This window comes from Agromyces atrinae, from assembly GCF_013407835.1.
Taxonomy (GTDB): Bacteria; Actinomycetota; Actinomycetes; order Actinomycetales; family Microbacteriaceae; genus Agromyces; species Agromyces atrinae.
Map to the genome: position 1 here is coordinate 1826786 of NZ_JACCBI010000001.1, position 24740 is coordinate 1851525.

The following is a 24740-nucleotide window of genomic DNA, read 5'->3' on the forward strand; positions in this document are numbered from 1 at the left end:
GTGGGCAGATGCGGGCGCGACACGTGCGTGAGCCTGAATTGCGAACAGGGAGGGACCAGGGTGGGAGGTGGCGGGGTGGGGCCTAGTCCTGCGACGAGAACGCGGCGTCGAAGGATGCCTCGGGCAGCTTCCACAGGAGCGAACGGATGTAGTCGACGGCCTCGGCCGCTCCGTGCAGGCGGTCCATGCCGGCATCCTCCCACTCGACCGAGATGGGGCCCGCGTAACCGATCGACTCGAGAGCGCGGAACGAGTCCTCCCACGGCACGTCACCGTGACCGGTCGAGACGAAGTCCCAGCCGCGTCGCGGGTCGCCCCATGGCAGGTGCGAACCGAGCACGCCGGCGCGGCCGTTCTGCGGGCGGAGGCGCGTGTCCTTGCAGTCGACGTGGTAGATGCGGTCGGCGAAGTCGACGATGAAGCCCACCGGGTCGATGTTCTGCCACATCATGTGCGACGGGTCCCAGTTGAAGCCGAACGCCTCGCGACGACCGATCGCCTCGAGGGCACGCACGCTCGACCAGTAGTCGTAGGCGATCTCGCCGGGGTGCACCTCGTGGGCGAAGCGCACACCCTCGTCGTCGAAGACGTCGAGGATCGGGTTCCAGCGGGCGGCGAAGTCCTCGAACCCCGCCTCGATGACCGATGCGGGAACGGGCGGGAACATCGCGACGTACGGCCAGATGCTCGACCCCGTGAAGCCCACGACGGTGTCGACACCGAGCTTCCGGGCGACGCGAGCCGACCGCTTCATGTCCTCCGCGGCGCGCTGGCGCACACCCTCGGCGTCGCCGTCGCCCCACACATATGAGCGCAGGATGGCCTCGTGGCGGAAGTCGATCGGGCTGTCGCAGACCGCCTGGCCCGCGAGGTGGTTCGAGATCGCGTAGACCTTCAGGCCATGACGGTCGAGGATCTCCAGACGGGATGCCGCGTACGCGTCATCCTCGTCGGCCCGACGCAGGTCGAGGTGATCGCCCGACGCCGCGATCTCGAGGCCGTCGTAGCCCCACTCGGCGGCGAGACGGGCGACCTCCTCGAAGGGCAGGTCGGCCCACTGGCCGGTGAAGAGGGTGACGGGCCGACGGGAGTCGGTGCTCATGCGGGGACCTCGATCCATTGTGCGGTGGCGGCCGATTCGAGCACGACCTCGGTGATGACAGCGGCGCGGGCGCCGTCGGCGAACGTCGGCATGCCCTCGCGTTCCTCGCCACGGATGACGGCGTACACATCGTCCACGAAAGCGGTGAAGGCATCCTGATAGCCCATCGGATGACCCGACGGGACGATTGAGAACCGCTCGGCCTCGGGAGCCGCCGTCGCGGCGTCGCGCAGCAGGATGCTCGATCCGTCGCGTCGGCCGACCCAGAGCTCTTCGGGGCGCTCCTGCTCGAAGCGGAGCGACTCGGCCGCTCCGTGGAGTTCGAGAACGAGACCGTTCTTCCGGCCCGGCGACATCTGCGAGATGAGCAGCGTGCCGAGGGCACCGCCGCTCAGTTCGACGACGAGGGCGGCGATGTCTTCGTTCGAGACGCTCACGCCACCGCGCTCGGAGTAGACGGTGCGGGTGCGCGCCGAGAGGCGCACGATCCGCTCCCCCGTGACGAACTCGATGAGGTCGGCGAGGTGCGAACCGATGTCGGCGAAGGCCCGCGAGGGGCCTCCGGCGACGGCATCCGCTCGCCAGTTGCCGTCGCTCTCACCGAGCAGCCAGTCCTGCAGGTAGGCGGCGTCGAGCGTGAGGAGCGCGCCGAGTTCGCCGCGAGCGACCCGGGCGCGGGCCTCCCGCACCTGCGGGTGGTAGCGGTAGACGAAGGGCACTCCGCCGACGAGTCCGCTCGCAGCGAGTTCGTCCGCAAGGCGGCGGGCGTCGGCGGCTGACGTCGCGAGCGGCTTCTCGCACACGACATGGCGACCGGCCGCGATCGCCGCGCTCGCGAGCGAGGCGTGACTCGCGTTCGGCGTGCACACGTGCACGACATCGATGTCGTCGCGCGCGAGGAGCGCCTCGGCCGACGCGTCGGCGCTCTCGATGCCGAGCTGTGCGGCAGCGGCCTCCGACCGGTCGAGGGCTGACGATGCGACGGCGACGAGACGGGCGCGGGCCGCCCGAGCGGCGCGGCTGTGCACGGCGGCCATGAAGCCGCCGCCCAGGAAGCCGGCGCCGATCGGGGTGGTCGCTCCCGCGGTCATCGCGCGTCGATGGTTGCGGCGAACGGGTCCCAGTCCTCGGGAACGAGGGGGATGTCGGCGACCGTGCTCTCGACGTCGACCATGGCACCCGTCTGCACGGACTCGTCGATCGAGACGAGGGTGTCGAGCACGTGGTAGCCGAGCTCGCCCGTCGCGATGTGCGTGCCGCCCGAGCGGATCGCGCGAGCCATGTCGAGCACACCGAGGCCGCGGCCGGCCTCGACGCCCGTCGTCGGCACGATCTCCCACTCGGTCTCGCCGCGGAAGGCGTCGACCGAGCTGACGGCGCGCGTGATCTTGACCTCGCCCGTGAACATGTTCGGGTCGGGCACGACGAGCGTGCCCTCGGTGCCGGTGATCTCGACGAAGCCCGTGCGCGCGAGGGGCGAGTCGAAGCTGAAGACGCTCTGGCTCACCCCGCCGCCGTCGAACTGCGCGATCGCGTTGACGTGCGTGGGCACCTCGACGGCGAACTCGGTGCCGGCCCGGTCGCCCGCGAGTACCGTGCGGATGGCGCGGGCCTGCGAGCCCACGGCGCCGACGCGCGTCACGGCGCCGAAGATCGAGATGAGGGTCGTGACGTAGTACGGCCCCATGTCGAAGAGCGGGCCCGCGCCGCGCGCGAAGAGGAACTCGGGGTTCGGGTGGAAGATGTCCGGGCCGGCGTACTGCATGACGGTCTGGGCCGAGAGGGGCACACCGATGTCACCGCGCGCGATGGCACGGCGGGCCGTCTGCACGCCCGGGCCGAGCACGGTGTCGGGGGCGACGCCGACGCGGAGTCCGGCGGCGGCGGCCTGCGCGAGCAGGTCGATGCCGCTCTGGCGGTCGACGCTGATGGGCTTCTCGGTCCAGACGTTCTTGCCGGCCGCGATGGCCGCCGAGGCGACCTCGGCGTGCACGGCGGGGATCGTCAGGTTCACGACGATCTCGACGTCGGGGTGGGCGAGCACGTCGGCCGCCGAACCCGACTCGGGCACGCCGTGCTTGGCGGCCTGGGCCGCGGCACGCGACTCGTCGAGGTCGCCGAGGATGAGCACGCGCACGTCGGGGAAGCGCGTGAGGTGCTCGAGGTAGGTGTCGCTGATCATGCCGGTTCCGATGAAACCGACGCCGACGGGTCCGGTCTTCGTCATCACTTGACTCCGAGCGTCTCGAGGTGGCGGGCACTCGCGGCGATGCCCTCGAAGATGTCGCCGTCGTAGTGGTCGAACTCGACGATGGCGTACTCGGCGCTCGGTGCGGCGGCGAGGATCTCGGCGAGGGGCACGTCGCCCTCGCCGGCGGGGCGCTGGTTGAGCTTCTCGGGGTCGATGCGGGCGTCGGCGGCGCGCGTTCCGGGCTCGGGCAGGATGCCGTCCTTCGCGTGGATCGCGACGACACGGTCGCCGAGACGGCGGAGGAGCGCGGGGACGTCTTCACCGGCGACGGCCGCCCAGAAGACGTCGACCTCGAGCAGCACGGCGGGGTCGAGAAGGCCGGCGAAGACCTCGTAGCCGCTCACGCCGTCGAAGCTGTGCGCGAACTCGTGCGCGTGGTTGTGGTAGCCGATGCGGAGGCCGTGCTCGGCGGCCTGACGGGCGACGCCGTTGATGCGCTCGGCGGTCGCGGTGATCTCCTCGACGCTCGCCCAGCGCTCGGGTGCGACGAAGGGGTCGATGAGCACGTCGACGCCGAGCGTCTTCGCGGCGGCGAAGACCGTCTCGAGCGACGGCAGCTCGATGACCTGGTCGCCGACCGTGAGCGAGTCGGAGAGGAACGACGCGTGTCCGGTCGGGGCGCGGAGGCCCGCAGCGTCGAAGGCGGCGCGCAGCTCGGCGGCGCGCTCGACGAAGAAGAAGGCCTCGACGTTCGTGAAGCCCGCAGCGGCGACCTGGGCGAGCGTGCCCTCGAGGTCGGCCGTGAGCGGCGCATTGACGGAGTAGAGCTGGACGGAGAGGGCGGGTGGGGTCACGGTGTTCCTGTTCTGCTTCTCGGCGGCGGTGGCGAGGGGCTCTGCCGCGGCGAGCGCACATCGAGCGAGGTCGAAATTGCGAATGCCGGTCGGTATTGCCCACCGACTTCGATTCTCACACAGGCTGAGCGACTTTTGCTACTCATTCGGCAAAAGTTGCCAGGTGTTCGTCAGAGAACCGTCATCCTGTGTTTTACTGGCGCGATGAGCGATCGAACCCGGCCGACGACGGCGAGCACCTCGGGCGCGGGCGAGCTCTTCCAGATCTTCCGTGACGGCCGCGCCCGCACGCGCTCGGAGCTCGGCGAATCGACGGGCCTCGCCCGGTCGACGGTCGCGGCTCGCGTCGAGTCGCTCCTCGCGGTCGGGCTCCTCCGCCCCGCGGGCGAAGCCGCATCGACGGGAGGCCGACCCCCGGCCCGCGTCGAGTTCAACCCCGCGGCGGGCGTCGTGCTCGCCGTCGACATCGGAGCGAGCCACGCGACCGTCGCCGTCGCCGACCTCGCGGGCACCATCCTCAGCTCGGCCACCGAGTCGATCGACGTCGCCGACGGCCCCGAGGTCGTGCTCGGCGCGGTCGAGGCCGAAGGCGCGCGACTGCTCGACGCCCACCGCTCCGTGCCGCTGCTCGGAGTCGGCATCGGACTGCCCGGCCCTGTCGAACACGCGTCGGGTCGGCCGACGAACCCGCCGATCATGCCCGGCTGGGATCGCTTCGACGTGCCCGGACACCTGCACGAGAGCTTCCCCGTGCCGATCCTCGTCGACAACGACGTCAACCTCCTCGCCCTCGGCGAGCGCGCCTCGAGCTGGCCCGCCGTCGACGACCTCGTCTTCGTGAAGGTGTCGACGGGTATCGGCGCGGGCGTCATCTCGGGCGGCAGTCTGCAACGCGGCGCGCAGGGGTCGGCGGGCGACATGGGCCACGTGCAGGTGCCGTACAGCCACGACTCGCCGCGACAGCCAGGTGACGAGCGCGACCTCGAGGCGGTCGCGAGCGGCTCGGCACTTGCACTCCAGCTCTCCGAGGCCGGTCTGGCCGCGTCATCCAGTCGAGACGTCGTCGAGCTCGTGCGGGCGGGCGATGCGACCGCCGTCGCCGCCGTGCGCCAGGCCGGCCGCGAGGTCGGCGAGGTGCTCGCGACGGTCGTGAACCTGCTGAACCCCTCGGTCATCATCATCGGCGGAAGCATCTCGCGCGCCGGAGAGCATCTGCTCGCAGGGGTGCGCGAGGTCGTCTACCGGCGCTCGATCCCGCTCGCGACGCAGCACCTGTCGATCGTCTCGTCGAACACGGGCGAGACGGCGGGCGTGCTCGGAGCCGCGATCCTCGTGCTGCACCGCGTGCTCGACGCCCCGAGCGTCGACGCCCTCGCCGCCCGCTGACCCCCACCCCCCGTCCGTTTGGGCGTCACGACACGCTGGCTATCGCGCGGATAACCAGCGTGTCGTGACGCCGAGACGGGGTGCTCGGGCAGGTGGGGCGGGCGGCTAGCGGGTGACCACCACGGTGAGAGGTGCGCTCTCGGTCTCGCCCGCGGCGTTGGCGAAGACCGCCGTCACCGTGTGGGTTCCGACCGGGATGCCCGACAGCTCGACACTCGCGCGCTGCGCACCGGGGCTCCGCGCGACGAGGTCGCCCGAACCCACCTCGGCTCCGTTCAGCAGGAACCGGTACGACGTCGCGTTCGTGCCCCACCACAGGTTCGCGGTGACGGTGAAGGCGCCGTCGCCGTCCCAGTTATCGTGGCTCAGCACGGGCGCGCCGGGGTTCGCCGCGTTCACGACGACGACCGTCGAGGATGTCGCGGTCGAACCCTTCGAGTTGACGAGCTCAGCCGTGTATTCGTACCGCCCGTTGGGCTTGCCGTCGAACGTGACGCCCGTCGTCTGCGACATGCCGGCCGTCGCCGGCAGCACGCGCGTCTCGATGAGTTCGCCGTTCTCGTAGAGCCGGAAGAGCGTGCCGGGGGTACCCCACCACAGGTTCATCACGACGTCGAAGTTGCCGTCGTGCAGCCCGTTCGCCCAGCCGCTCGTGTTCGAGAGCGTTCCCTGTCCGGGCTTCGACGTCGCCTGATCGGCCGGCACCACGAGCACGCTCGAACGCGCTTCGGCGACGAGGCCGGCGTTGTTCACCGCGGTCGCCGTCACCTCGAACTCGCCCGACAGGCCCGCGAGGTCGATGACCGCGTCGGGCGAGACGGGCTCGCCGTCGAAGGTCACGTCGAGCGAACGGATGCCGGACTCCGGGTCATCCGCCGTGATCGACAGCGTCAGACCGTCGGCGGCGTTCACGAGACCCTCGGGCAGTCCCGCGATGACGGGCGCCGTGGCATCCTCGTCGGGAGCGCCCACGTAGGCGATCGACGGAACCGGCGGCTCCTCCATGCCGACCCCGAGGTGGAAGCCGGGGTGCGGGGGCTGGTTGTAGGACGTGTTCTGCCATGCGACGCCGAGCCGGTAGGTCGGGTCGTGCATGAGCGTCGGAATGCGGTGCTCCGTTCCAGTCGTCGTCGTGAGGATGCGGAGGGCGTCGCCCGACGCGTGCCGCACGACGACCTCTTCACGCCAATCGCCGAACAGGTCGGCCTGCAGCACCGGGGTGCCCTTCGTGCCGTTGTTCGAGAGCATGCCGTCGGCACGGAACAGCTCGACCTCGCGCTCGTTCTCCCAATCCCACTTCGAGATCGTCGGAACGCCCGTGAGCGCCGTCGCATCCCACGCGTGGTCGGTGATCTCGCGGAGGAGGTCGCCGTCCCACCACGTGACGAAGTTCGCCGCGGGGATGGTCGAGCCGAGCTCCTCGCCGGCCGCCGTCTTGAGCGTGCCGGAACGGGCGTTCCACGCGCCGCCGTCGGAGAGCGACCACGCCTCCGATCCGGGATGACGCGGGTCGATCTCAGCCACCGCGCCGCGACCGGTGTCGCGCGAGCCCGAGTTCGCCCAGAGCACCTCGCCCGTCTCGGCGTCGCGCATCGTCGCGATGCGATTGCCGTTCGTGCCGGGCGACTCGTGCACGCCGAAGACCTCGAGGCCCAGACGCGCAGGGTCGAAGTCGCCGACGTGCAGCGCGTCGCCGTGCTTGAGGTCGGTGTTGTAGAGCACCGAGCCGTCGTGGTCGATCGTGAGGGCACCGAAGACGATCTCGTCGAGTCCGTCGCGGTCGACGTCGGCGATCGAGAGCTGGTGGTTGCCCTGACCCTCGTACTGACGGCCGGCCTGGTTCGAGTCGAATGTCCAGCGCTCAACGAGAGCGCCGTCGACGATGTCGTACGCGACGATGACGGTGCGCGTGTAGTAGCCGCGACTCACGATGAGGCTCGGGCTCTCGCCGTCGAGGTAGGCGGTTCCGGCAAGGAACCGGTCGACCCGGTTACCGTACGTGTCGCCCCACGATCCGACGTTGCCGCGGGCGGGCTTGTACTCGATCGTGTCGAGCGCCGCACCCGTCGCGCCCTCGAAGAGGGTCAGGTACTCAGGGCCCGAGAGGATGTACCCGGCGGAGTTCCGGAAGTCGGCGGAAGGGTCGCCGATGACGGCGCCCGTTCCGTCGACCGTGCCGTCGGCGGTCTTGAACGCCACCTCGGCGCGGCCGTCGCCGTCGTAGTCGAACACCTGCAACTGCGTGTAGTGCGCGCCGGCGCGGATGTTCTTGCCGAGGTCGATGCGCCACAGCTTCGTGCCGTCGAGCTTGTACGCGTCGACGTAGACGATGCCCGTGTAGCCCGACTGAGAGTTGTCCTTCGTGTTCGACGGGTTCCAGATGATGACGATCTCGTACTCGCCGTCACCGTCGAGGTCTCCGACGCTCGCGTCGCCGGGGCTGTACGTGTAGCTCTCACCCGACGGAGTGACGCCGTCGGCGGGCTTGTCGAGCGCGACGTCGAGGAACTGGTCCTCCCACACGCCGAACTCGTCGGTCACGGTGACCTCGCGGTCGCCGATGTGCGCGGTCACGAGGTAGCTCGACTCGGTCGTGCCGTCGGGGTCGACGAGGTTCGTCGCACCGGTGATCGGCGCATCGGTGATCTTCGCGCCGTCGCGGTAGACGTCGAAGCCCAGGCCGCGGTCGTCGAGACCGAGCAGACGCCACCCGAGGTAGACGCCCTCGTCGACGGCCACGGCGACGGGCGAGCGGTCGAGGTACTCGGCCTCGCGCACGAGGGTCGTGACGGCCTCGGTCGCGAGCGTCGCCGACTCGTCCGACGTCCCGCCGCCGTTGAGCGCGACGACCCGGTAGAGGTACGGGCGCGTCGTGAGGACGGATGCATCGGTGAAGGCCGGCTCCTCGAGCAGGGCGATCTCCTCGAACGGGATGTCCTCACGCGTCGAGCGGAACACCTTCCAGAGCGCGACGTCCTCGTCGTCATCCCACGCGAGCGACACGCTGTTGCGCTCGGTCGCGGTCGCGACGAGGCCGGTCGGCGCCGCGGGGCGCTCGAGGCTCGGGTCGACGATCTGCACGTCGATCGGTGCCGACGGGCGCGAGGTGCGCTCGGCGCTCACGGTCGCGACGGCGTACTGGTAGCTCTCGCCGAGCCCGACGGTGTCGTCGGTGTAGTCGGTCGACGCGGTGCGGCCGATCTCGGTGAGCGCGCCGCCCGGAGCCGAGCGCAGCACGCTGTATTCGACGGCGTCGGGCGCGGCATCCCACGTGAGGGTCGCCGACAGGTCGCCCGAGGCGTCGACGGTCGCGGCGAGTCCGGCGGGTGCGGGCAGCGGCGTCTGCACGCGGATGCCGTTGATGCGCCCGTCGGCGGCGCCGACGATGTTCAGCTGCCCGTCGCTCACCTCGACGGCGGGGAAGAACTCCTCGTGGATGTCGGGGGCGTTCGTCCGCGGACCGGTGAACGCCACACCCTCGATCGTGAGGTTCGTGCGGTTGGCGGCGATGAGGTCGCCCGCCCACGTCGTGACCTCGTACGTGCCGTTCGGCAGGTCGACGGCGAACTCCCACGCGCCGTTCACGAAGTCGCGGAGCATCGCCGAGCCGTTGCCGCCGCGGTCGCGGAAGCTCGTGCCGCCCGAGAGGAAGCCGTAGCCGAGGTCGGCCGAGTAGGTGGAGCCGGCGGCGATGCCGATCCAGCCGGGTTCGACGGGGGATGACGGTCCGCCGAAGTCGAACGCGAGGTCGACCTTCTCGTCGGCGTGTGCAGCCGTCGGAACGAGGACGAGGGCCGCGGCGACGACCGAGGCGGTGAGTGTCGCGAAGAGCGACCGTGATCGTGACCGGGTTCGGCCGGGCGGCGTGGGTCTCATGTGATCTCCTGTGATCGTTTCCGCTCGCGCAGGCATGTTCACGGCGCGCCGGAGGGACGCTTCGCGAGGCGCGACGAACGGGGCCGTCGGTGAGGCGGTGACGGCACGTGTTTCGGAAGGGATGAGTGGTGTGCTCTCGTCGGTGAGGAGCGCTCCTTCGACTGTCGACACTGACGAGCCGGATCGGGAAATCGCTTTCCCGGCCCGGGTTCCATCCTCCCCGACATCCACCCCCGAGGTCAACCCTCGCCGCTCCTTCCCTCCGCCCCTCCCTCGCGCTCCTCCCCCTTCGGCCTTCAGTCTCGGCGTCACGAATGTGCTGTTCGCGGGGTCGGAACAGCACATTCGTGACGCCGAGACTGGGCTCGCGGGGGCGGGGGTGCGCGTGCGCGGTGAGGCGCCGGAGGAGCGACGGCGGGCGCGAGTAGTCTCGAAGGCATGGAACAGGTGCCGCTCTCGCTCTTCGTGAGCGACCCGGCGCCCCGCCTCTCGCACCGCGAGCGGATCGTCGCCGACTCGGGCGATCGCGTCGCGTGGCTCCGTGCCCGCGCGCAGGGCATCACGGCGACGGATGTCGCGAAGCTCTCGTCGGCCGCCTCGATCCAGACGGCCGCGTGGGAGAAGTTCCACGGCTCGTTCTCGGGCAACTCGTACACGCAGCACGGCCGCGAGCGCGAACCCGTCATCGCCGAGTGGGTGCTGCGCGAGCACGGCATCGACGCGAGCTCGCTCCTCTTCCACGCCGAGGCCGATCGGCGACACCTCGCGACGCCCGACGGCCTCGTCGAACGCGCCGACGGCCGCCTCGAGCTCGCCGAGATCAAGACGACGTCGAAGCCGTGGCGCTCGATCCCCCGCGCCTACCTCCGACAGGTGTGGTGGCAGCAGTACGTGCTCGGCGCCGAACGCACCCTCGTCGTGTGGGAGCAGCACGAAGGATTCCGACCCGTCGGCGACCCCGAATGCCGGTGGGTCGATCGTGACGACTCGCAGATCGAGCTGCTCGTGCACCTCGCCGACTCGCTCCTCGCCGCCCTCGGCCGCCCGCCGCGGCCGGCCCGGGGGCCGATGGTCCTCCGGACCGACGTGTGACGACACTCCTCCTGCACGGGCTCGGAGCCGACAGCACTCAGCCGCTCGGCCTCTTCTCCCCCGTGCTCGATGCGCTCGGCCACGACGACGTCTCTGCCCCCGACGTGCGCGCTCACGGCACCGCGGCCCATTCGCTCGGAACCGCCGCCGACTACGCCCTCGACCGACTCGCCGACGACGCGCTCTCCCGCGTCGGCACGCTCGACGGGCCGGTCACCCTCATCGGCATCTCGATGGGTGCCGCGATCGCCCTCCGCATCGCGCTCCGTCGCCTCGTACCGATCGAGCGCGCGATCTTCGTGCGGCCCGCCTTCGGCAGCGTGCCCCTCGCCGACAATCTCGCGCCCTTCCCCGTCATCGGCGAGCTCCTCCGCTCGCGCGGCCCCGTCGAGGGCGCCCGCGTGTTCCGCCAGAGCGAGGCATACCACCGCATCGAGCTCGCCTCCCCCGCGGGCGGGCGCGGCCTCCTGTCGCAGTTCCGGGCGACGGATGCCACGGGCCGGTCGATCCGACTCATCGAGGTTCCGCGGAACCGCGCCTACGCGTCATCCGCCGAACTCACCGGCCTCGGCGATGTCGCGACGGCCGTGATCGGCGCACCCCGCGACCCCGTGCACCCCTTCGCCCTTGCGGAGGAATGGGCCGGCGGCCTCGGGGCGCCGCTCGAGCGTCTGCCAGCGCGCGACGACGGGCTCGCCGCGCAGACCGAGGCGTTGCGCACGTTCGTCGCGCGGCACCTCGCCTGACGCGCGCCCGGCGAGCGGATGACGCGCGCTCGGGCGATCGCGCGCTCAGCCCCGGCGCCCGCTTAGCCCCGTCGCGAGCTCAGCCTCGTCGTGAACTCAGCCCCGTCGCGCGGCGGGCAGCCGCGTGCGCGAGAGCGCGACGACACCCGCGCCGACGAGCAGGATGAACGCCGCGATCGCGATGACGTAGACCGCGACCGCCCCGTAGCCGCCGTTCGCGGGGTTGAGGAAGGGGTACGGGTACCAGCCGACGATCGGCCCGCGGATCATCGAGTACACGGCCCACACGAGAGGGAACACGGCGATGAGCCAGAACCGCTGCCACGCGATGGGCGTGCGACCCGGTGCGATGAGCCAGTCGACGACGAGGTAGAGCGGCGCCCACACGTGGAGGATCTCGTTCGACCACGCCACCGTCGTCGCCTGGTCGAGCGAGATGTCGCGCAGCAGGAGGTTGTAGACGACGAACGTCGTCGCCATGTACGTCACGATGCACGCGCGCACGAGGTTGTAGGTCGGAGGGTCGACGCGACCGGCGACCGCGTAGACGACTCCGACGACGAGCACGATCGCCGAGAGCGCGTTCGAGAGGATCGTGAAGAAGCTGAAGAAGTTGACGACGAAAGCGAGCCGGTCGGGCACCATGCTCCAGCTCTGCACGAACTGACCGACGATCGCGATGACGATGGCGGCCGCGGCGGCGATGCGCAGCACGATGACGAGCGGTTTCACGGGCCCTCCCTCGGGTGTCGTCGAAGCCTAGCGGCGGCTGCGAGAGCGCGCCACGCTCGCAATAATGGAAGGGATGTCTGAGCACGATCCCGCACCACGCCCGCGCCGAAACCCCACGATCCGGCAGTCCGTCATCGGCGGCGGGATCGTCGTCGTCGTCGGTCTCCTCCTCGCCGCGGGCGCCGTCTACATCTCCGCACGCACGGGTGGAGACCTCACCGAACACGTCGGGAGTCGGAGGTCCGGCGTACCCGCGTGGTTCGCGATCTCGGTGATCACGTTCCTCTCGCTCGTCGTCACGGTCTTCGGCGTGCTGATGACTGCCCTCGGCATCCGCGCCGCGCGCTCCGGCGATTCACCGACGTCGTAGACGCGTGTGACCGTTACGGCGGAACACGGGTGCGACACGCGAAGCGCGACGGCGTGTGCGCGGCGCGTCGCATCCGACATCCGCCGGAACGGTCAGAGCGCCCCGCGCGCCGCCGCTCAGGAGAAGTGCGGCGGCACCCAGGCGAGCTGAGCGGCGACGACACCGCGGCTGCGGCTGACGATCTGCGCGCGGCCGGGCACGGCGGGTGCAGCCTTGACCTTGCCGATGAGCTGGCCCTCTTCCGGGTTTCCGCTCAGCAGGATGCCGGTCGTGCCGAGGTCGGTCAGGCGCTGGATGATCGGGTCGTAGGCCGCACGGCTCGCACCGCCCGCACGTCGGGTGAGGATGACGTGGAGGCCGAGGTCGCTCGCCTGGGCGAGGAGCGGGGCGATCGCGGCGAGCGGGTTGCCGAGCGACGTCGACACGAGGTCATAGTCGTCGACGAGGATGAAGCCTTCGGCGCCCGTCCACCACGACCGTGACCGCAGCTGCTCGGGGGTGACGTCGGGTCCGGGGATGCGGCTCTGGAAGAACGCGGCGAGCTCGGCCACACCGCTCATCGCCATGTCGTGAGCCGTGAGGTACGCCCCGAGGTACTCCTGCGGGATCTCGCCGAGCAGTGCGCGACGGTAGTCGAGCACGAAGATCTTCGCTTCCTTCGGCGTGTAGAGGCGCATGATCTCGTGGGCGTACGCGCGCAGCATCGACGACTTGCCCGAGTCGGAGTCACCGTACAGGTACAGGTGCGGCTCCTCGAGCGGATCGATCGTGAAGGGCGCGAGGTCTGCCTCGTCGATGCCGAGCACGATCTCGCGCGAGTCGGGCGCGAGGAGCGGGCGGATCTCGTCGAGCGAGATGCTCTCGGGCAGCAGACGGAGCTTCGGGCCGGCCGGCCCCGTCCACGCGGCGGTCACCTGTTCGATGACGTGGTCGACGCCGTCGGCGAGGCTCGACGCGTCGTCGACACCGTCGATGCGCGGCAGCGCCGTGAGCATCTGCAACCCGGCGGCGTTCAGACCGCGTCCGGGGATGGCGGTCACGTTCGCCGCAGCCTTGCGGTTGATCTCGGAGTCGGTCGAGTCACCGAGACGCAGCTCGACGCGCGTGCCGATGAGGTCCTTGAGGTTCGCGCGGACCTCCATCCAGCGCGCGGCCGTGATGACGATGTGGATGCCGTAGGTAAGGCCTCGCGCGGCGATCGTCTGGATCTGAGCCTCGAGCGCCTCGAACTCGCCGCGGAGCGTCGACCAGCCGTCGATGACGAGGAAGACGTCGCCGTAGCCGTCGTCGACCTGACCCGTGGCCCGGCGCTGACGGTACGTGTCGATCGAGTCGATGCCGTTCTGGCGGAAGTACACCTCGCGGGCGTTGAGCAGACCCATGACCTCGGCGATGGTGCGTCGCACGACGTCGGGCTCGGAGCGCGTCGCGAGCCCGGAGAGGTGCGGGAAGCTCTGCAGGCCCGAGAAGCTACCGCCACCGAAGTCGAGCACGAAGAACTGCACCTCGAGCGGCGTGTGCGTGAGCGCGAGCGCGACCATGGTCGTTCGGGCGAGCGTCGACTTGCCGCTGAGCGGCGCACCCACGATCGCCATGTGTCCGGCGGCACCACCGAGGGAGATCACGAGGTTCTCGCGGCGCTGCTCGAGCGGGACGTCGACGATGCCGAGCGGCACCGTGAGTCCGCCGACGGCGCGCCACTGACGCGAGACGAGGCCGAGTGCGGGGTCGACGGTGAGGTCGCCGAAGAGCTGGTCGAGCGTCGCGGGAGTCTCGAGGGGCGGCAGCCACACGCGGTGGGCGACGGGGCCCCGACCCGACATCCGCTCGACGGCGATCTCGAACGTCGATCGCTTCTCTTCGGGCTCGCTCACGGTCGGCTCGATGGCCGGCGCGTCGTCGGTCGGCTCGGGCTTGGCCGAGGGGGCGGCCGTGAAGAGCTCGACCGACGCCTCGCTCGAACCGGACGAACTCGTGCCGGAGCTGATGGCCCGGCGTCGACGGGGCGGAGGTCCGGAGACGTACGCCGCACGGAACTGCGTCATCGTCTCGGTGTCGCTCTTCAGGAATCCGACACCGGGCTGCTGCGGAAGCGTGTAGGCGTCGGGCACACCGAGGATCGAGCGCGACTCGGCCGCCGAGAACGTGCGGAGACCGACGCGGTACGAGAGGTAGGTGTCGAGGCCGCGGAGCTTGCCCTCTTCGAGGCGCTGCGACGCGAGCAACAGGTGCACCTGCAGCGAACGGCCGACGCGACCGATGTTGACGAAGCTCTCGACGAACTCGGGCTTCGCGGCGAGCAGCTCGGAGAACTCGTCGGCGACGATGAGGAGGGCCGGCAGCGGTGCGAGGTCGGTGCGGCCACCGCGACGCGCCTTCTCGTAGTCGGAGACGTTGGCGAAGTTGCCGGACGCGCGCAGCAGCTCCTGGCGGCGCACGACCTCGCCCTGCAGGGCGTCCTGGAATCGGTCGACGAGCGAGATCTCGTCGCCGAGGTTCGTGATGATGGCCGAGACGTGCGGCATGCCGGCCATGCCGGCGAAGGTCGCGCCACCCTTGAAGTCGACGAGCACGAAGTTCAGCTGCTCGGGCGAGTGGGTGAGCGCGAGGGCGAGCACGAGCGTTCGGAGCACCTCCGACTTACCCGAACCGGTCGCACCGATCATGACACCGTGCGGACCCATGCCCTGCTGGGCGGACTCCTTGATGTCGAGCACGATCGGCAGGCCGGTCGTGTCCTGACCGATCGGCACGCGCAGGCGGTCGCGCTCAAGGCGCGGCTGCCACGCGACGTCGAAGTCGATGTCGCGCACGTCGGGCAGGCCGAGCAGGTCGATGAGCTCTTCCTGCTTCGTCGATCCGCGCGTCGTCTTCTCGGTGCTCGTCATCGAGTAGAGCGGCATGAGACGACGAGCCGTCGCCTCGGCCTCGACGATGCTCACGGTGTCGGGCGTGAACCGGCGCGCGGGAAGCTGGAGGGTGATGAGCTCGGCCGCGTCGCCCGAGTCGTCGAAGGCGATGCGCAGCGCGTCGGGATCGTCGAGCTCTCCCCATCGAGCGGGAAGGTCGATGACGGTGACGCCGCTCGTGCCGTCGCCGGCGAGGAGGATGTCGCTCATCGGGATGTGCGCCCCGTCGGTCACGAAGACGACGTGCGGGGTCTTCGCGGGCGAACCGTCGCGCGCGAAGCGCGGGCGCTCGCGCACGTCGGACGGCAGCAGTTCGCCGAGCTCGGTGACGGACGACCCGATCATGCGCGCCGGCCCGAGAGCGTCGCTCACACGGCGCGAGTGCGCGTGCGGCAGCCACTTGGCCCACTCCCACTGCGGGAGCGCGGCGTCCTCGGCCGCGATCACGATCTGCAGGCTGTCGGGGTCGTGCATCGTCGCGGCGTGCAGCAGCATCGCCCGGGCGAGACCGCGCGCTTCGGCTTCGCCGCCCGTGACCTCGATGCGCGCGTAGTCGCGCAGGGTGATGCCGACGGGAAGGTTCTTCTGCGTCTCGTGCGTGAGCATGAAGCGGTGCGCGGCCGATGCCGCGACCGGGTCGAGCTGCGCGAGCGGCGGCAGTTCGGGCGCTTCGAGCGCGAGGCACAGCGGCTGGTCGCTGGTTCCCACGCGCACCGAGAGGAAGTCGGTGTCGCCCGGCGAACGCTCCCACACACGCGTGCGCTCTTCGGCGATGAAGGGCAGCGTCGACGGCGCGGGCAGCGCCCAGTTGGCCGATCGGCGCTGCTGCCGGGCAGCGACGCGCACGGTCTTGCGGAGCTCGGTGAGGTAGGCGAGGTACTCGCGGCGCGCAGCGAGCGTCGCCGTCGTGCGCTGCGAGCGCTGCCGCCATCCGTTGACGGCGACGAAGCCGAGGGATGACAGCAGGAACATGCCACCGGTGAGGAAGCCTGTCGGGCCGGTGTTCGAGACGCTCACCATGACGATCGCACCGATCGAGCCGAGCATGGGCAGCATCGACGTGAGCATGCCGCCGGCGCCGTCACCCGGGGTGAGCTCGGGAGGGGCCTGCACGGTGATGGTGCCCGAGGGCACCCGGGGTGGTGCGAGTCGTGGTCCGCTCATGATGCTTTCTCTCCTCCGGCGTCGTCGTGCGCCATGAGGAGGCTGACGGTGAATGTGCGATTTCCGATGCGTACGCGATCGCCCTCGTCGAGGAGCGCGCGATTGCCGGGCAGCAGGGGGGCCGAGTCGCCGTCGTCGCTGCGGATCTCGGTACCGTTCGTCGAGCCGTTGTCGGTGACCCACGTGCGCCCTCGTGAGTGCTCGAGTCGCAGGTGGGTCTTCGAGACCGTCGACTCGGGGTCGCGCACGGTGATGAGACGGTCGGACTGCTCGGTCGCCGAGGGGTTGCGGCCGAGGTTCACGGCGACCGGCGTCGGAAGCTGCTCGCGCTGACCGGTGTCGAAGATGAGGAGGAGCGCTCCGCGCTCGGCCGCGACAGCCATCTCCGCGGGCGGTGCGGCCTGGTCGGCCGCGACGGGCACGCCTGCCGCACGGCGTCCCTGCTGAGGAGCGGGCGCGGCCGGAGCCACGGGTGCCTGCTCCGGCGCAGGGGCTTCTGCGGCGCGTCTGCCCGGAGCCTCGGTGATGGCGCCGCGCACGGCTGCCGCCTCGGTCGCGATGGGCGTCGAGCCCGGAGCGCCGGTGAACGAGACGCTCGCCGAGTCGTCGTCGACCGCGGCCCCGCGCGTGCTCGTCGAGACGAGGTGCGGAGCCTGCAGCACGACGGCGTCGGAGCGCACGGGGGTCTCTGCGGCGACCCGCACGCGACGCGGCACGGCCACGACCACGGTGCGAGCGGCGCGATCGGCCCATGTGCGGCGGAGGCCCGAGGCATCCCAGGCGCTCGAGGCGACGACGGCCCACGCACCGACCATCGCGACGAGGAATCCGGCGCCGGTGAGGAACCAGCGGACGAATCCGCGACCGACGCCGGGCGAGAAAGGACCCTCTTCACGAGCGGTGCGGATGCGCAGGATCGCATTGCCCACGGTCACTCCCGTGCGCGACTCGACGACCCACAGCGCGACGGCGAGTTCGACGGCGGCGAGGGCTGCGAAGACGGGGCTCGCCGTGGCGAGGAAGACGATCACGGATATGAGAGAGACGACGGCGACGTCGATGCTGAACGCCCCGAGGCGGACTCCGGGGGTCGCCGGTCGACCGCTGAACGTCGGGGGCAGCGACGGCGCGGCACGACGAGGGCGCGCCTCGGTGATCGGCGGTCGCGGCGCTGCCGGCTCGGCGGACTCTGCGACAGGGGCATCGACGGTCGCCACCGGAGCAGCGGCAGCGGGAGCTGCCGCGGGAGCTGCCGCGGGAGGTGCCGTGCCCTCGAGACCGGGCTGCGGCGCGAGGAGGCCGGGAGGGAGGGAGGGCACGCCCGAAGGCGGCAAAGCCGGAACCCCCGGGCGGCCGGGGAATCCACCGCGGTCGCTCATGCTGCCATCATTCCACGAAGCAGTGTCAACACATCGGCGTAGAGGAGCGCGGCCGGCAGAGCGAGGGCAACCGCGATCCATTCGATCACGTCGCCCGTCCGCGACCAGGCGAGCGACGCCGATCCGCGCGACACCGGCACGATGACGAAGGCCGCGACGACCGCGACGACGAAGAGGCCGGCGGCGATGAGCGCGAGCCCGAGCGCATCAAGACTCGTGAGCGTCAGTTGCACGGCGACGACGAGCACGACCGCGGCCGCAGCTCGCGGCATCCACCGCAGAAGGACGCCGGTGGTGTGCCGCGGAGTGAGCACGAGCGTGATGCCGAGGCACACGAGGAGCGCGATGCCGCCCGAGACGACGAACGGATCGTCGCCCCACGGGCGGAGGAAGGCGATCGGGGCGAAGACCGCGGCGGAGAGGCTCAGCACGATGGTGCCGGCGACGAGGCGGGCGGAGGATCCGTCGACGATCGAGCGCACGGTGTCGACATCGATGGATGCCGGCGACTCGGGTATCGCGCCGCGGACCGTCCAGCGGTTGCCGATGAAGTGCTTGTAGTCGATGAAGTAGCCCTCGGGGAGGTTCACGAGGGTGCTCGGCACGGCGCGGAGAGCGAGCGGGACGATGCCGAGCGTCAGTGCCGCCGGGGCGGCGCCCTCCCAGCGCAGCAGGAGCGCGAGGCCCCAGACCGCGGCGAGCGAAGCGAGCAGGATCGTCACGGTACCCGCCGCAGCGGCGAGATCGGACGAGCGGGACGTCGCCGTGAGCACCGCGGTCACGATCGCCGCGGTGACGAAACCGGCGACGACGGCGAGCCGCATCCCGTCTTCCAGGCCCGCGGGCGTCGCGAGGGCGCCCGCGGCGAAGGCGAGTGCGACGGGAGCGAGGAGCGCGACCGAGCCGGTGAGGCCCGTCCGGGCTCGGAGCACCCACATGACGGCGGCGACGATCGCACCGGCGCCGAGCACGACGCTCGAGGTCAGGCGTAGCACCGCGTCGACCGAGCCGAGCAGGACGGCGGCCCACGCGAGCGGCCCGATGATGGCGAGCAGCCACCAGGCGCTGCCGTAGTCGACGCGCGACTCTCGCCGTTCGCGGGCCCGCCGAGCGACCGGATCGTCGGTCGGCGCGAGGAGGTCGACGACCGTCAGAAGCCCTCCATCGACCAGGTCGCCGACGCGCGTCTCGGGAGCGATCTCGCGGCCATCGCGATCGAGCACGACATGACGGCCGTCGGCGACGGGCATGCCGCCCGCGCGGAGAGCATAGCCGAGGGTCTCGCCCACGGCGACGGCGATGTCGTAGCGTCCGAGGTCGGTGACGAGCGCGAGTCGACGTCGTTCGACCGTCGGGTTACTCATCGATCACCTGCTCGCCCCGCATCGTTCCCGAAAGTTCCGAAAAGGGGCTGCGCCCCCGTAGTCGATCCTGCCACCTCATCCGGCCCCGGTACGACAGAACCGGGGCCGGATGAGTGGAGAAGAGGATGTCGCTCTAGCCGCGACCTCCGGCACCGGCGCCCTTCGAGCGCGGTCCCCGTTCTTCGTCGTCTTCGAGCTTCGGGGCGACGGGGCCGCCGAGGCCCTGTCCCTTGTTCTTCTCGGACTCGCCGGGGGCGCCCTGGCCACCCATCATCATTCCGCCGGGACGGCCGCCGGCCGCGCCCGAACCGGAGGACGAGCCCGCGCCCGAACCGGCGCCTGCACCGCTCGCCGAGCCTGCGCCGTTGGCGCCACCGATGGCACCGGCCTGACCGAGGAGACCGCCGGAACGCATTCCACCGGCACCCGCGCCGGCACCCGACGCGCCACCGATGCTGCCGCCACCGAAAGCGCCGCCGCCAAAGCCGCCGGCGCCACCGCCGGCGATCTTCGAACCGACGCCGAGAGCCGCAGCTCCTGCGCCGCCACCGATGAGACCCGCAGCGCCGCCGCCGAGGCCACCGGAGCCGACTCCGCCGCCACCGATTCCGCCCGGGCCACCGATTCCACCGGGGCCGCCGATTCCGCCGGCACCGCCGCCTCCGCCGCCACCGGGGAGAACGCCGAGACCACCGTCATCGACCGACGGGCCTCCGCCGCCGCCGCCCGGAGGGTTCACTCCGGGAACGGGGGGTACGTAGTCACCGCCACCTCCGCCGCCGCCGCCGGGGTACACCGGGTAGCCCGGCGGGAGGACAGGTCCGGGCCCGCCAGGGATGTTCGGAACGGTGCCGACGCCGCCGCCGGAACCTCCGCCGGGGCCGCCGCTGCCGCCCGCGCCACCGGGGCCGGTCACGCTGGGAACTCGGGGGCCCGAGGGGCCGCCAGGCCCGCCCGTGCCGCCGGGCGTGGGATCGGGGATGGGGTCAGGGATGGGATACGGGCCGTCGTTGCGGTAGCTGCTCACACGACGCGTCTCGTCGTCGAGAGCGGCGCGGCGCGCGGCGAGCGAGTCACGGTGACCCTCAAGCCCCTTGTCGAGCTTCTCGACGGCTTCCTTCGCCTTCGCCTCCCGCTGGTTGCCGAGGAGGTTCTCGATCGCACCGAGGGCGTTCTCCGACGCGAGAGGGCCGAGGATCGGGTGCACCACGACGGATGCCCCCTTGACGGCATTGCGCCAGAACGGGTCGATGTTCGTCGACGGAAGGTCTCCGGCCTGACTCGCCACCTCGTTGCGGAATTGGTTGGCGTTGTCGATGGTCTTCTCGACCTCGCTCACAAGATCTTCCATGCGCGTGAAGTGCTTGCCGATGAGCTGGAATCGCTCGCGCGCCGCGTCGGCCGACGTTCCCTCCCACCCCGGAGAGTCGGCGAGCGTCCTCATCGTTCGGCTGAGGTTCGCGAGCGCGATCTGAACGACACGAAGCTTCTCGATGTCCCAGTTCTGCCCGGCAGCGATGTTGTTGAGTTGGTTCTCGTACTCACCCATGGTCATTCCCCTCCCGAATTGCGTGATGCCGAAGTCGGCGAAGTCGTTTTGCGCCGCGCGAGCACGACGATCGTGATGATGAGCGCGGCGAGCACGACGAGCCCGATGACCACTCCACCGATCACGAGTGGAGTGATGTCCGCTGCGGGCGTGTCCTCCCCCGCGGTCGGTGCGTCGGAGGCGCTCGGCTGCGGCTGTTCCGCGTCGTCTGCGAAGTCGACGGCGAGCGGCATCCGGTCACCCGAAGCATCGATCAGTGGGTTCTCGTCAGGATAGGACGACGGGTCGGTCGCCAGCATCGTCGTGAGCGAGACGATCCCGTAGCCGTAGGCGTCGTCGTAGTTGAGGTCGGGGTTGCCCGTGCCCGTGTTGTGAATGAGCGACTGCAGGATCTGATTGGACGTCGCGTCGGGGTACTTCTGCTTCACCAGCCCGATGAACCCCGCGGTGACGGGTGTGGCGAGTGACGTGCCGTCGGCGAGTACCGGCACGTCCCAGTCGTCGGTCGCGTCCCCGCCGTACCAGAGCATTCCCAGTCCGGGGCCGGCCACGGTCACGCGTGAGAAGCTGTTCGTCACGCCGTCGGTCGTCTGCACGGTCGCGTCCGCCCCGATGGCGTTGACGGCGACGACGCTATTGGCACGGCCCGGCCAGATCTCTTCGAAGTCCTCGACGAGGGTGTTCGGTACGCCGGAGACGATGATCACGCCTTCGCGCTGCGCGCGGAGGATCACGTCGTCGGCACCGGTACCGCCGCTGCCGCCGAGTGAGATCGAGATGATGTCTGCCCCGTCGTCGATCGCTTCCTCCATGGCGCGGACGATACTGGCCTGCTTGTCACCGTTCTCATCCAGGCATTCGATGCCGGAGTTGTCGAAACCCGAACCATCCTCGGGGACGTCGATAGCAGCCGTGTAGAAGAGATACTTCGCATCGGGCGCGATACCGGTCACGCCCGGGTTGCCGCCGGCACCGACACCGTTTCCCGCGAGGAGCGCGAGCACATTCGTGCCGTGCGACGCGGTCAACGCATCCGACGACGTCGCCGGCACGGCCTCTCCGTCGACGTAGCAGAAGGACGGCTCGCGCACGGTGATGTCGGCGTCAGCGAGAGCGGGGAGCCCGGTGTAGAGAGGCGTGTCGATGACGGCGATCGTGAGACCTTCGCCCGTGAGTCCGGCGTCCCATGCCGCGGGCACCTTGAACGCGTCGATGTACCACAAGCCGTCGTCCACCGAGGCGGCCGCAGCGGCCGAGGCGGGAAGAGCAACGAGGGCAGCAGCGGCGAGCACCGCTGCCCAGCGACGGCCGGGACGACTCACGCGATGACCTGACCGGTCTTCGGGTTGTTCGCGCCCAGAGCGCGATCGGCCGGCGTGACGACGACGTCGGGGATCGAATCGAGGAAGGTGAGGAGCTGGTTCGCCTCGTCGGCGAGAGTCTCGTCCTTCTCGAGCAACGCGGCGACGGTCGCGCGAATGTCCTCGTCGGAGGCACGCAGCTGAGCAGCGACGGCGCGAAGAGCGGCCTTGACCGACGTCGCGGTCGCGCTCACTTCGGCGCGGAACGGTGACGTGACCCCCACGCCCGTGCCCTGGCTCGATACCTCGCCGGGCGTCGGAAGGCTGCTGGAGCCTTCGATCAGATCGTTGAGTCCACTGACGACATCATCCATCATCACGTTGATGAGAGCCATGCTGCCTACTCCTGAGTTCTCGGTTTCCGGCGGCGGTCTTCCGCCGACGACGCCTTATGCCCGGTCGTCACCGACCGGGCATAAGGCGCAGGGGGATTGCTAGAGCGCGAAGCGTCCTGCGGACGACTTGTCGCTCTGAACGTACTGCGAGGCGATCTCTTCGGTCTTGCCCGAGATCTGCTGCAGCAGCTGCTGCAGCTCGGCGAGCGACTTGTTCCACTGCGCCTGAGCGACGTCGTAGGACTGCTGAGCGTCACCACCCCATGCGGAGCGGAGCTTGCCGACCTCCGACTCGAGGCGGTCGAGCTCGGCACGAATGCCCTGGGCTCCACCGCGAATCTGACCGGCGAGCGCCTGGACCTGCTCCGGACGAACTGACATCGACTGCATGCTGAACTCCTTCTCTCGTCTTCTCGAAAACCTACGCGCCGGACATCATCGAGCCGAGGCCCGAGATGGTCGACTGGTGCTGCTCTTCGGTCGCAGCCTGGTCGCGCTCCGTGCCCGAGAGCGCGTCTTCGAGAGTGACGAGCACCTCGTTGAGCTTGCGGGTCTGCTCGTCCCACCGGGTCATCAGCGTCGTGAACGACACGGCGGCCGCACCCGACCAGTAGCCGCGCAGCTGCTCGATCTCGCCGCGAACCTTCTTGACCTGGCCATCGATGCCGGTCTTCGTCTCACGAACCGCCTGTGCGCCCTTGCGCAGGGCGCCTTCTTCAGCGGAAATGACTTCTGCCATGACTCACTCCTCTCAATCGTCTGGAAAAGACGTCTTGAGGGGAACGGACCGACATCCGGCCGCGATTTGCCCCCCAAATGCGTCACCTCCTACAAAGTAGAGGACGAATCCGATCTCGGCAATTCCCGGTGGACAAACCTGTATGAATCCTGCACGCGCGCGGGCCCGCTCGATTCAGATCGTCGGAGGAATCCTCTAGAGTGAAACGCGATCGTCGGCCGTGCCGAGCGATCGATTCGAGTGGGGAAGAATCATGAGCCAGACCGCGATCGCGGCGGGGGCGGTCCTTCGGCTGTCCGTCGTCAGCGAAGACCGACGTCTCGATGTCGCCGTGCCCGCGCAGATTCCGCTCGTCGAGCTGCTGCCCGGCTTCGCACGGAGCCTCGGGCTGCTCGACCCGACGCTCGCCCATGGCGGATACGCGCTCCATCGCGCCGACGGCGGCGTCCTCGATCCCGCGCGCGGCGCCGGCGCTCAGGGCGTCCACGACGGCGAACTCCTGACCCTCGTCCGCGGCGGCCTCCTCGCAGAAGCGCGCGTCTACGACGACGTCGTCGAGGCCGTCATCGACGCGACCAAGGAGCAGCACGACTCCTGGACCCCGAACGACAGCTCGCGCACGGCTCTCGCCATCAGCGTGACCTTCCTCGCCCTCTGCGCCCTGCTCCTCCTCGGCACCGGTCGCGAGCTCGGCCTCTCGGCGATCCTCGCCGCCGCCGGCGCGGTCGTGCTCGTCGCGACATCCGCCGTGCTGGGCCGTCTGCGCCAGCCCGAGGCGAGTGCCGCTCTCGGGCTCGCTGCCGCGACCTACGGCGGCATCGCCGGCTTCCTCGCCGTTCCCGGCGACGTGATCTGGGGTTGGCCTCTCGCCGCGGCGGGCGCTGGTCTCATCGTCGTCGGCGGGATCAGCCTCGCGTTCACGCCGCAGAAGCCCGAGATCCACCTCGTACCGGTCGTGCTCGGCGCGAGCATCGGCCTGACGGCGACGATCACGGCGGGCCTCGGCCTCGACCCCGTCGGCCCGTACGCCATCATGCTCGCCGTGACGGCGACGCTCGCGAACGGTCTGCCCTGGCTCGCGCTCAGCACGACCCGCATCCGCGTGGTCTCGGCTCAGACCGACGCCGAGATCTTCGCCGCTCCCGACCCCATCGACGCCGACGAGGTCAAGCGCCGCGCGGCGGCCGGAGCCCGCGTGCTCGTCGCGCTGCGCATGGCCCTCGGGCTCGCGGCTCTCGCGGCGACCCCGCTCATCGCCGCGAACGGCGTCACGGGCGCGCTGCTCACGACCCTCGCGTTCGTCGGCATGATGTTCCAGTCGCGCCAGACCTACGCTCGCGCGGGCGTCCTCACGCTCATGGCCCTCGGCGCCCTCGGCCTCGCGGCGACGGGGCTCACCGTCATCCTGACCCAGCCCGATCTCCGCATCGGCCTGCTCATCGTGCTCCTCGTGGCGACGGCGCTCCTCGTCGGCCTCACCCTGCTGTCGCCTCGCGCTCGTCTCCGTATCGGCCGCGTCGCCGACACGGTCGAGGTCATCGCGCTCGCCCTCTTGCTGCCCCTCGGGGTCGCGACCGCCGGGCTCGCCTGA

Annotated in this window: 19 protein-coding genes; 5 read left to right on the forward strand and 14 right to left on the reverse strand. The window is 70.5% G+C overall.

The window, feature by feature from the left end; genetic code table 11:
- Positions 1-82 precede the first annotated feature (82 nt).
- Genes BJ972_RS08690 through BJ972_RS08705 form a run of 4 tightly spaced genes read right to left on the reverse strand, consistent with a single transcriptional unit; the run spans position 83 to position 4147 of the window.
- On the reverse strand, positions 83-1102 hold the full coding sequence (locus BJ972_RS08690; RefSeq protein WP_129173814.1) for a sugar phosphate isomerase/epimerase family protein: 1020 nt from the start codon (positions 1100-1102) through the stop codon (positions 83-85).
- Positions 1099-2193: a Gfo/Idh/MocA family protein gene (locus tag BJ972_RS08695; RefSeq protein ID WP_129173812.1), complete on the reverse strand. Its 1095-nt coding sequence runs from the start codon at positions 2191-2193 to the stop codon at positions 1099-1101. Before BJ972_RS08695 ends, BJ972_RS08690 begins: the two co-directional genes overlap by 4 nt.
- Entirely contained in the window at positions 2190-3329 is a 1140-nt protein-coding gene (locus BJ972_RS08700) for a Gfo/Idh/MocA family protein (protein ID WP_129173810.1), read from the reverse strand. Before BJ972_RS08700 ends, BJ972_RS08695 begins: the two co-directional genes overlap by 4 nt.
- Positions 3329-4147: a sugar phosphate isomerase/epimerase family protein gene (locus tag BJ972_RS08705; protein ID WP_129173807.1), complete on the reverse strand. Its 819-nt coding sequence runs from the start codon at positions 4145-4147 to the stop codon at positions 3329-3331. Before BJ972_RS08705 ends, BJ972_RS08700 begins: the two co-directional genes overlap by 1 nt.
- A gap of 204 nt (positions 4148-4351) precedes the next feature.
- On the opposite strand from BJ972_RS08705, the gene BJ972_RS08710 reads away from it, so the two are divergent.
- A complete protein-coding gene (locus BJ972_RS08710) occupies positions 4352-5533 on the forward strand; it encodes an ROK family protein (protein ID WP_129173805.1) in 1182 nt (393 codons plus the stop codon).
- A 105-nt stretch (positions 5534-5638) separates the two neighbouring features.
- Here BJ972_RS08710 and BJ972_RS17560 read toward each other — a convergent pair whose 3' ends face one another.
- The gene (locus BJ972_RS17560) at positions 5639-9409 is read right to left on the reverse strand and encodes a rhamnogalacturonan lyase family protein (RefSeq protein WP_129173803.1); all 3771 of its coding nucleotides are present in this window, start codon (positions 9407-9409) and stop codon (positions 5639-5641) included.
- Positions 9410-9847: 438 nt separating this feature from the next.
- Here BJ972_RS17560 and BJ972_RS08720 point away from each other — a divergent pair, with 438 nt between their 5' ends.
- A complete protein-coding gene (locus BJ972_RS08720) occupies positions 9848-10501 on the forward strand; it encodes a YqaJ viral recombinase family protein (protein ID WP_129173801.1) in 654 nt (217 codons plus the stop codon).
- Positions 10498-11247 (forward strand): alpha/beta fold hydrolase, encoded by a 750-nt coding sequence (locus tag BJ972_RS08725; protein ID WP_129173799.1) that lies wholly within the window; start codon positions 10498-10500, stop codon positions 11245-11247. The genes BJ972_RS08720 and BJ972_RS08725 overlap by 4 nt, the downstream gene beginning before the upstream one ends.
- Before the next feature lie 96 nt (positions 11248-11343).
- Here BJ972_RS08725 and BJ972_RS08730 read toward each other — a convergent pair whose 3' ends face one another.
- On the reverse strand, positions 11344-11979 hold the full coding sequence (locus tag BJ972_RS08730; RefSeq protein WP_129173797.1) for a Pr6Pr family membrane protein: 636 nt from the start codon (positions 11977-11979) through the stop codon (positions 11344-11346).
- Positions 11980-12052: 73 nt separating this feature from the next.
- Here BJ972_RS08730 and BJ972_RS08735 point away from each other — a divergent pair, with 73 nt between their 5' ends.
- Positions 12053-12349 carry a hypothetical protein gene (locus BJ972_RS08735; RefSeq protein ID WP_129173795.1) on the forward strand — a complete coding sequence of 99 codons (297 nt, stop codon included), beginning with the start codon at positions 12053-12055 and terminating at the stop codon, positions 12347-12349.
- A gap of 116 nt (positions 12350-12465) precedes the next feature.
- On the opposite strand, the gene eccCa is transcribed toward BJ972_RS08735, so the two are convergent.
- The 8 genes from eccCa to BJ972_RS08775 all read right to left on the reverse strand — a co-directional run bounded on the left by eccCa (position 12466) and on the right by BJ972_RS08775 (position 23149).
- On the reverse strand, positions 12466-16422 hold the full coding sequence (gene eccCa / locus BJ972_RS08740; protein ID WP_129173793.1) for a type VII secretion protein EccCa: 3957 nt from the start codon (positions 16420-16422) through the stop codon (positions 12466-12468).
- Positions 16419-17741: an RDD family protein gene (locus BJ972_RS08745; RefSeq protein ID WP_164989900.1), complete on the reverse strand. Its 1323-nt coding sequence runs from the start codon at positions 17739-17741 to the stop codon at positions 16419-16421. The genes eccCa and BJ972_RS08745 overlap by 4 nt, the downstream gene beginning before the upstream one ends.
- A gap of 56 nt (positions 17742-17797) precedes the next feature.
- Positions 17798-19165 (reverse strand): hypothetical protein, encoded by a 1368-nt coding sequence (locus tag BJ972_RS08750; RefSeq protein WP_129173789.1) that lies wholly within the window; start codon positions 19163-19165, stop codon positions 17798-17800.
- A 133-nt stretch (positions 19166-19298) separates the two neighbouring features.
- Entirely contained in the window at positions 19299-20714 is a 1416-nt protein-coding gene (locus BJ972_RS08755) for a WXG100 family type VII secretion target (RefSeq protein WP_129173787.1), read from the reverse strand.
- 2 nt (positions 20715-20716) lie between these two features.
- Positions 20717-22036 (reverse strand): S8 family peptidase, encoded by a 1320-nt coding sequence (locus BJ972_RS08760; RefSeq protein ID WP_164989899.1) that lies wholly within the window; start codon positions 22034-22036, stop codon positions 20717-20719.
- Positions 22033-22410 (reverse strand): hypothetical protein, encoded by a 378-nt coding sequence (locus tag BJ972_RS08765; RefSeq protein ID WP_164989898.1) that lies wholly within the window; start codon positions 22408-22410, stop codon positions 22033-22035. Before BJ972_RS08765 ends, BJ972_RS08760 begins: the two co-directional genes overlap by 4 nt.
- Positions 22411-22509: 99 nt before the next feature.
- Positions 22510-22791, reverse strand: a complete 282-nt coding sequence (locus BJ972_RS08770; RefSeq protein WP_129173783.1) for a WXG100 family type VII secretion target — start codon at positions 22789-22791, stop codon at positions 22510-22512.
- A gap of 40 nt (positions 22792-22831) precedes the next feature.
- On the reverse strand, positions 22832-23149 hold the full coding sequence (locus BJ972_RS08775; RefSeq protein ID WP_129173781.1) for a WXG100 family type VII secretion target: 318 nt from the start codon (positions 23147-23149) through the stop codon (positions 22832-22834).
- A 253-nt stretch (positions 23150-23402) separates the two neighbouring features.
- On the opposite strand from BJ972_RS08775, the gene eccD reads away from it, so the two are divergent.
- Complete coding sequence (gene eccD, locus BJ972_RS08780; RefSeq protein WP_129173779.1) at positions 23403-24740, forward strand: type VII secretion integral membrane protein EccD; 1338 nt, start codon at positions 23403-23405, stop codon at positions 24738-24740.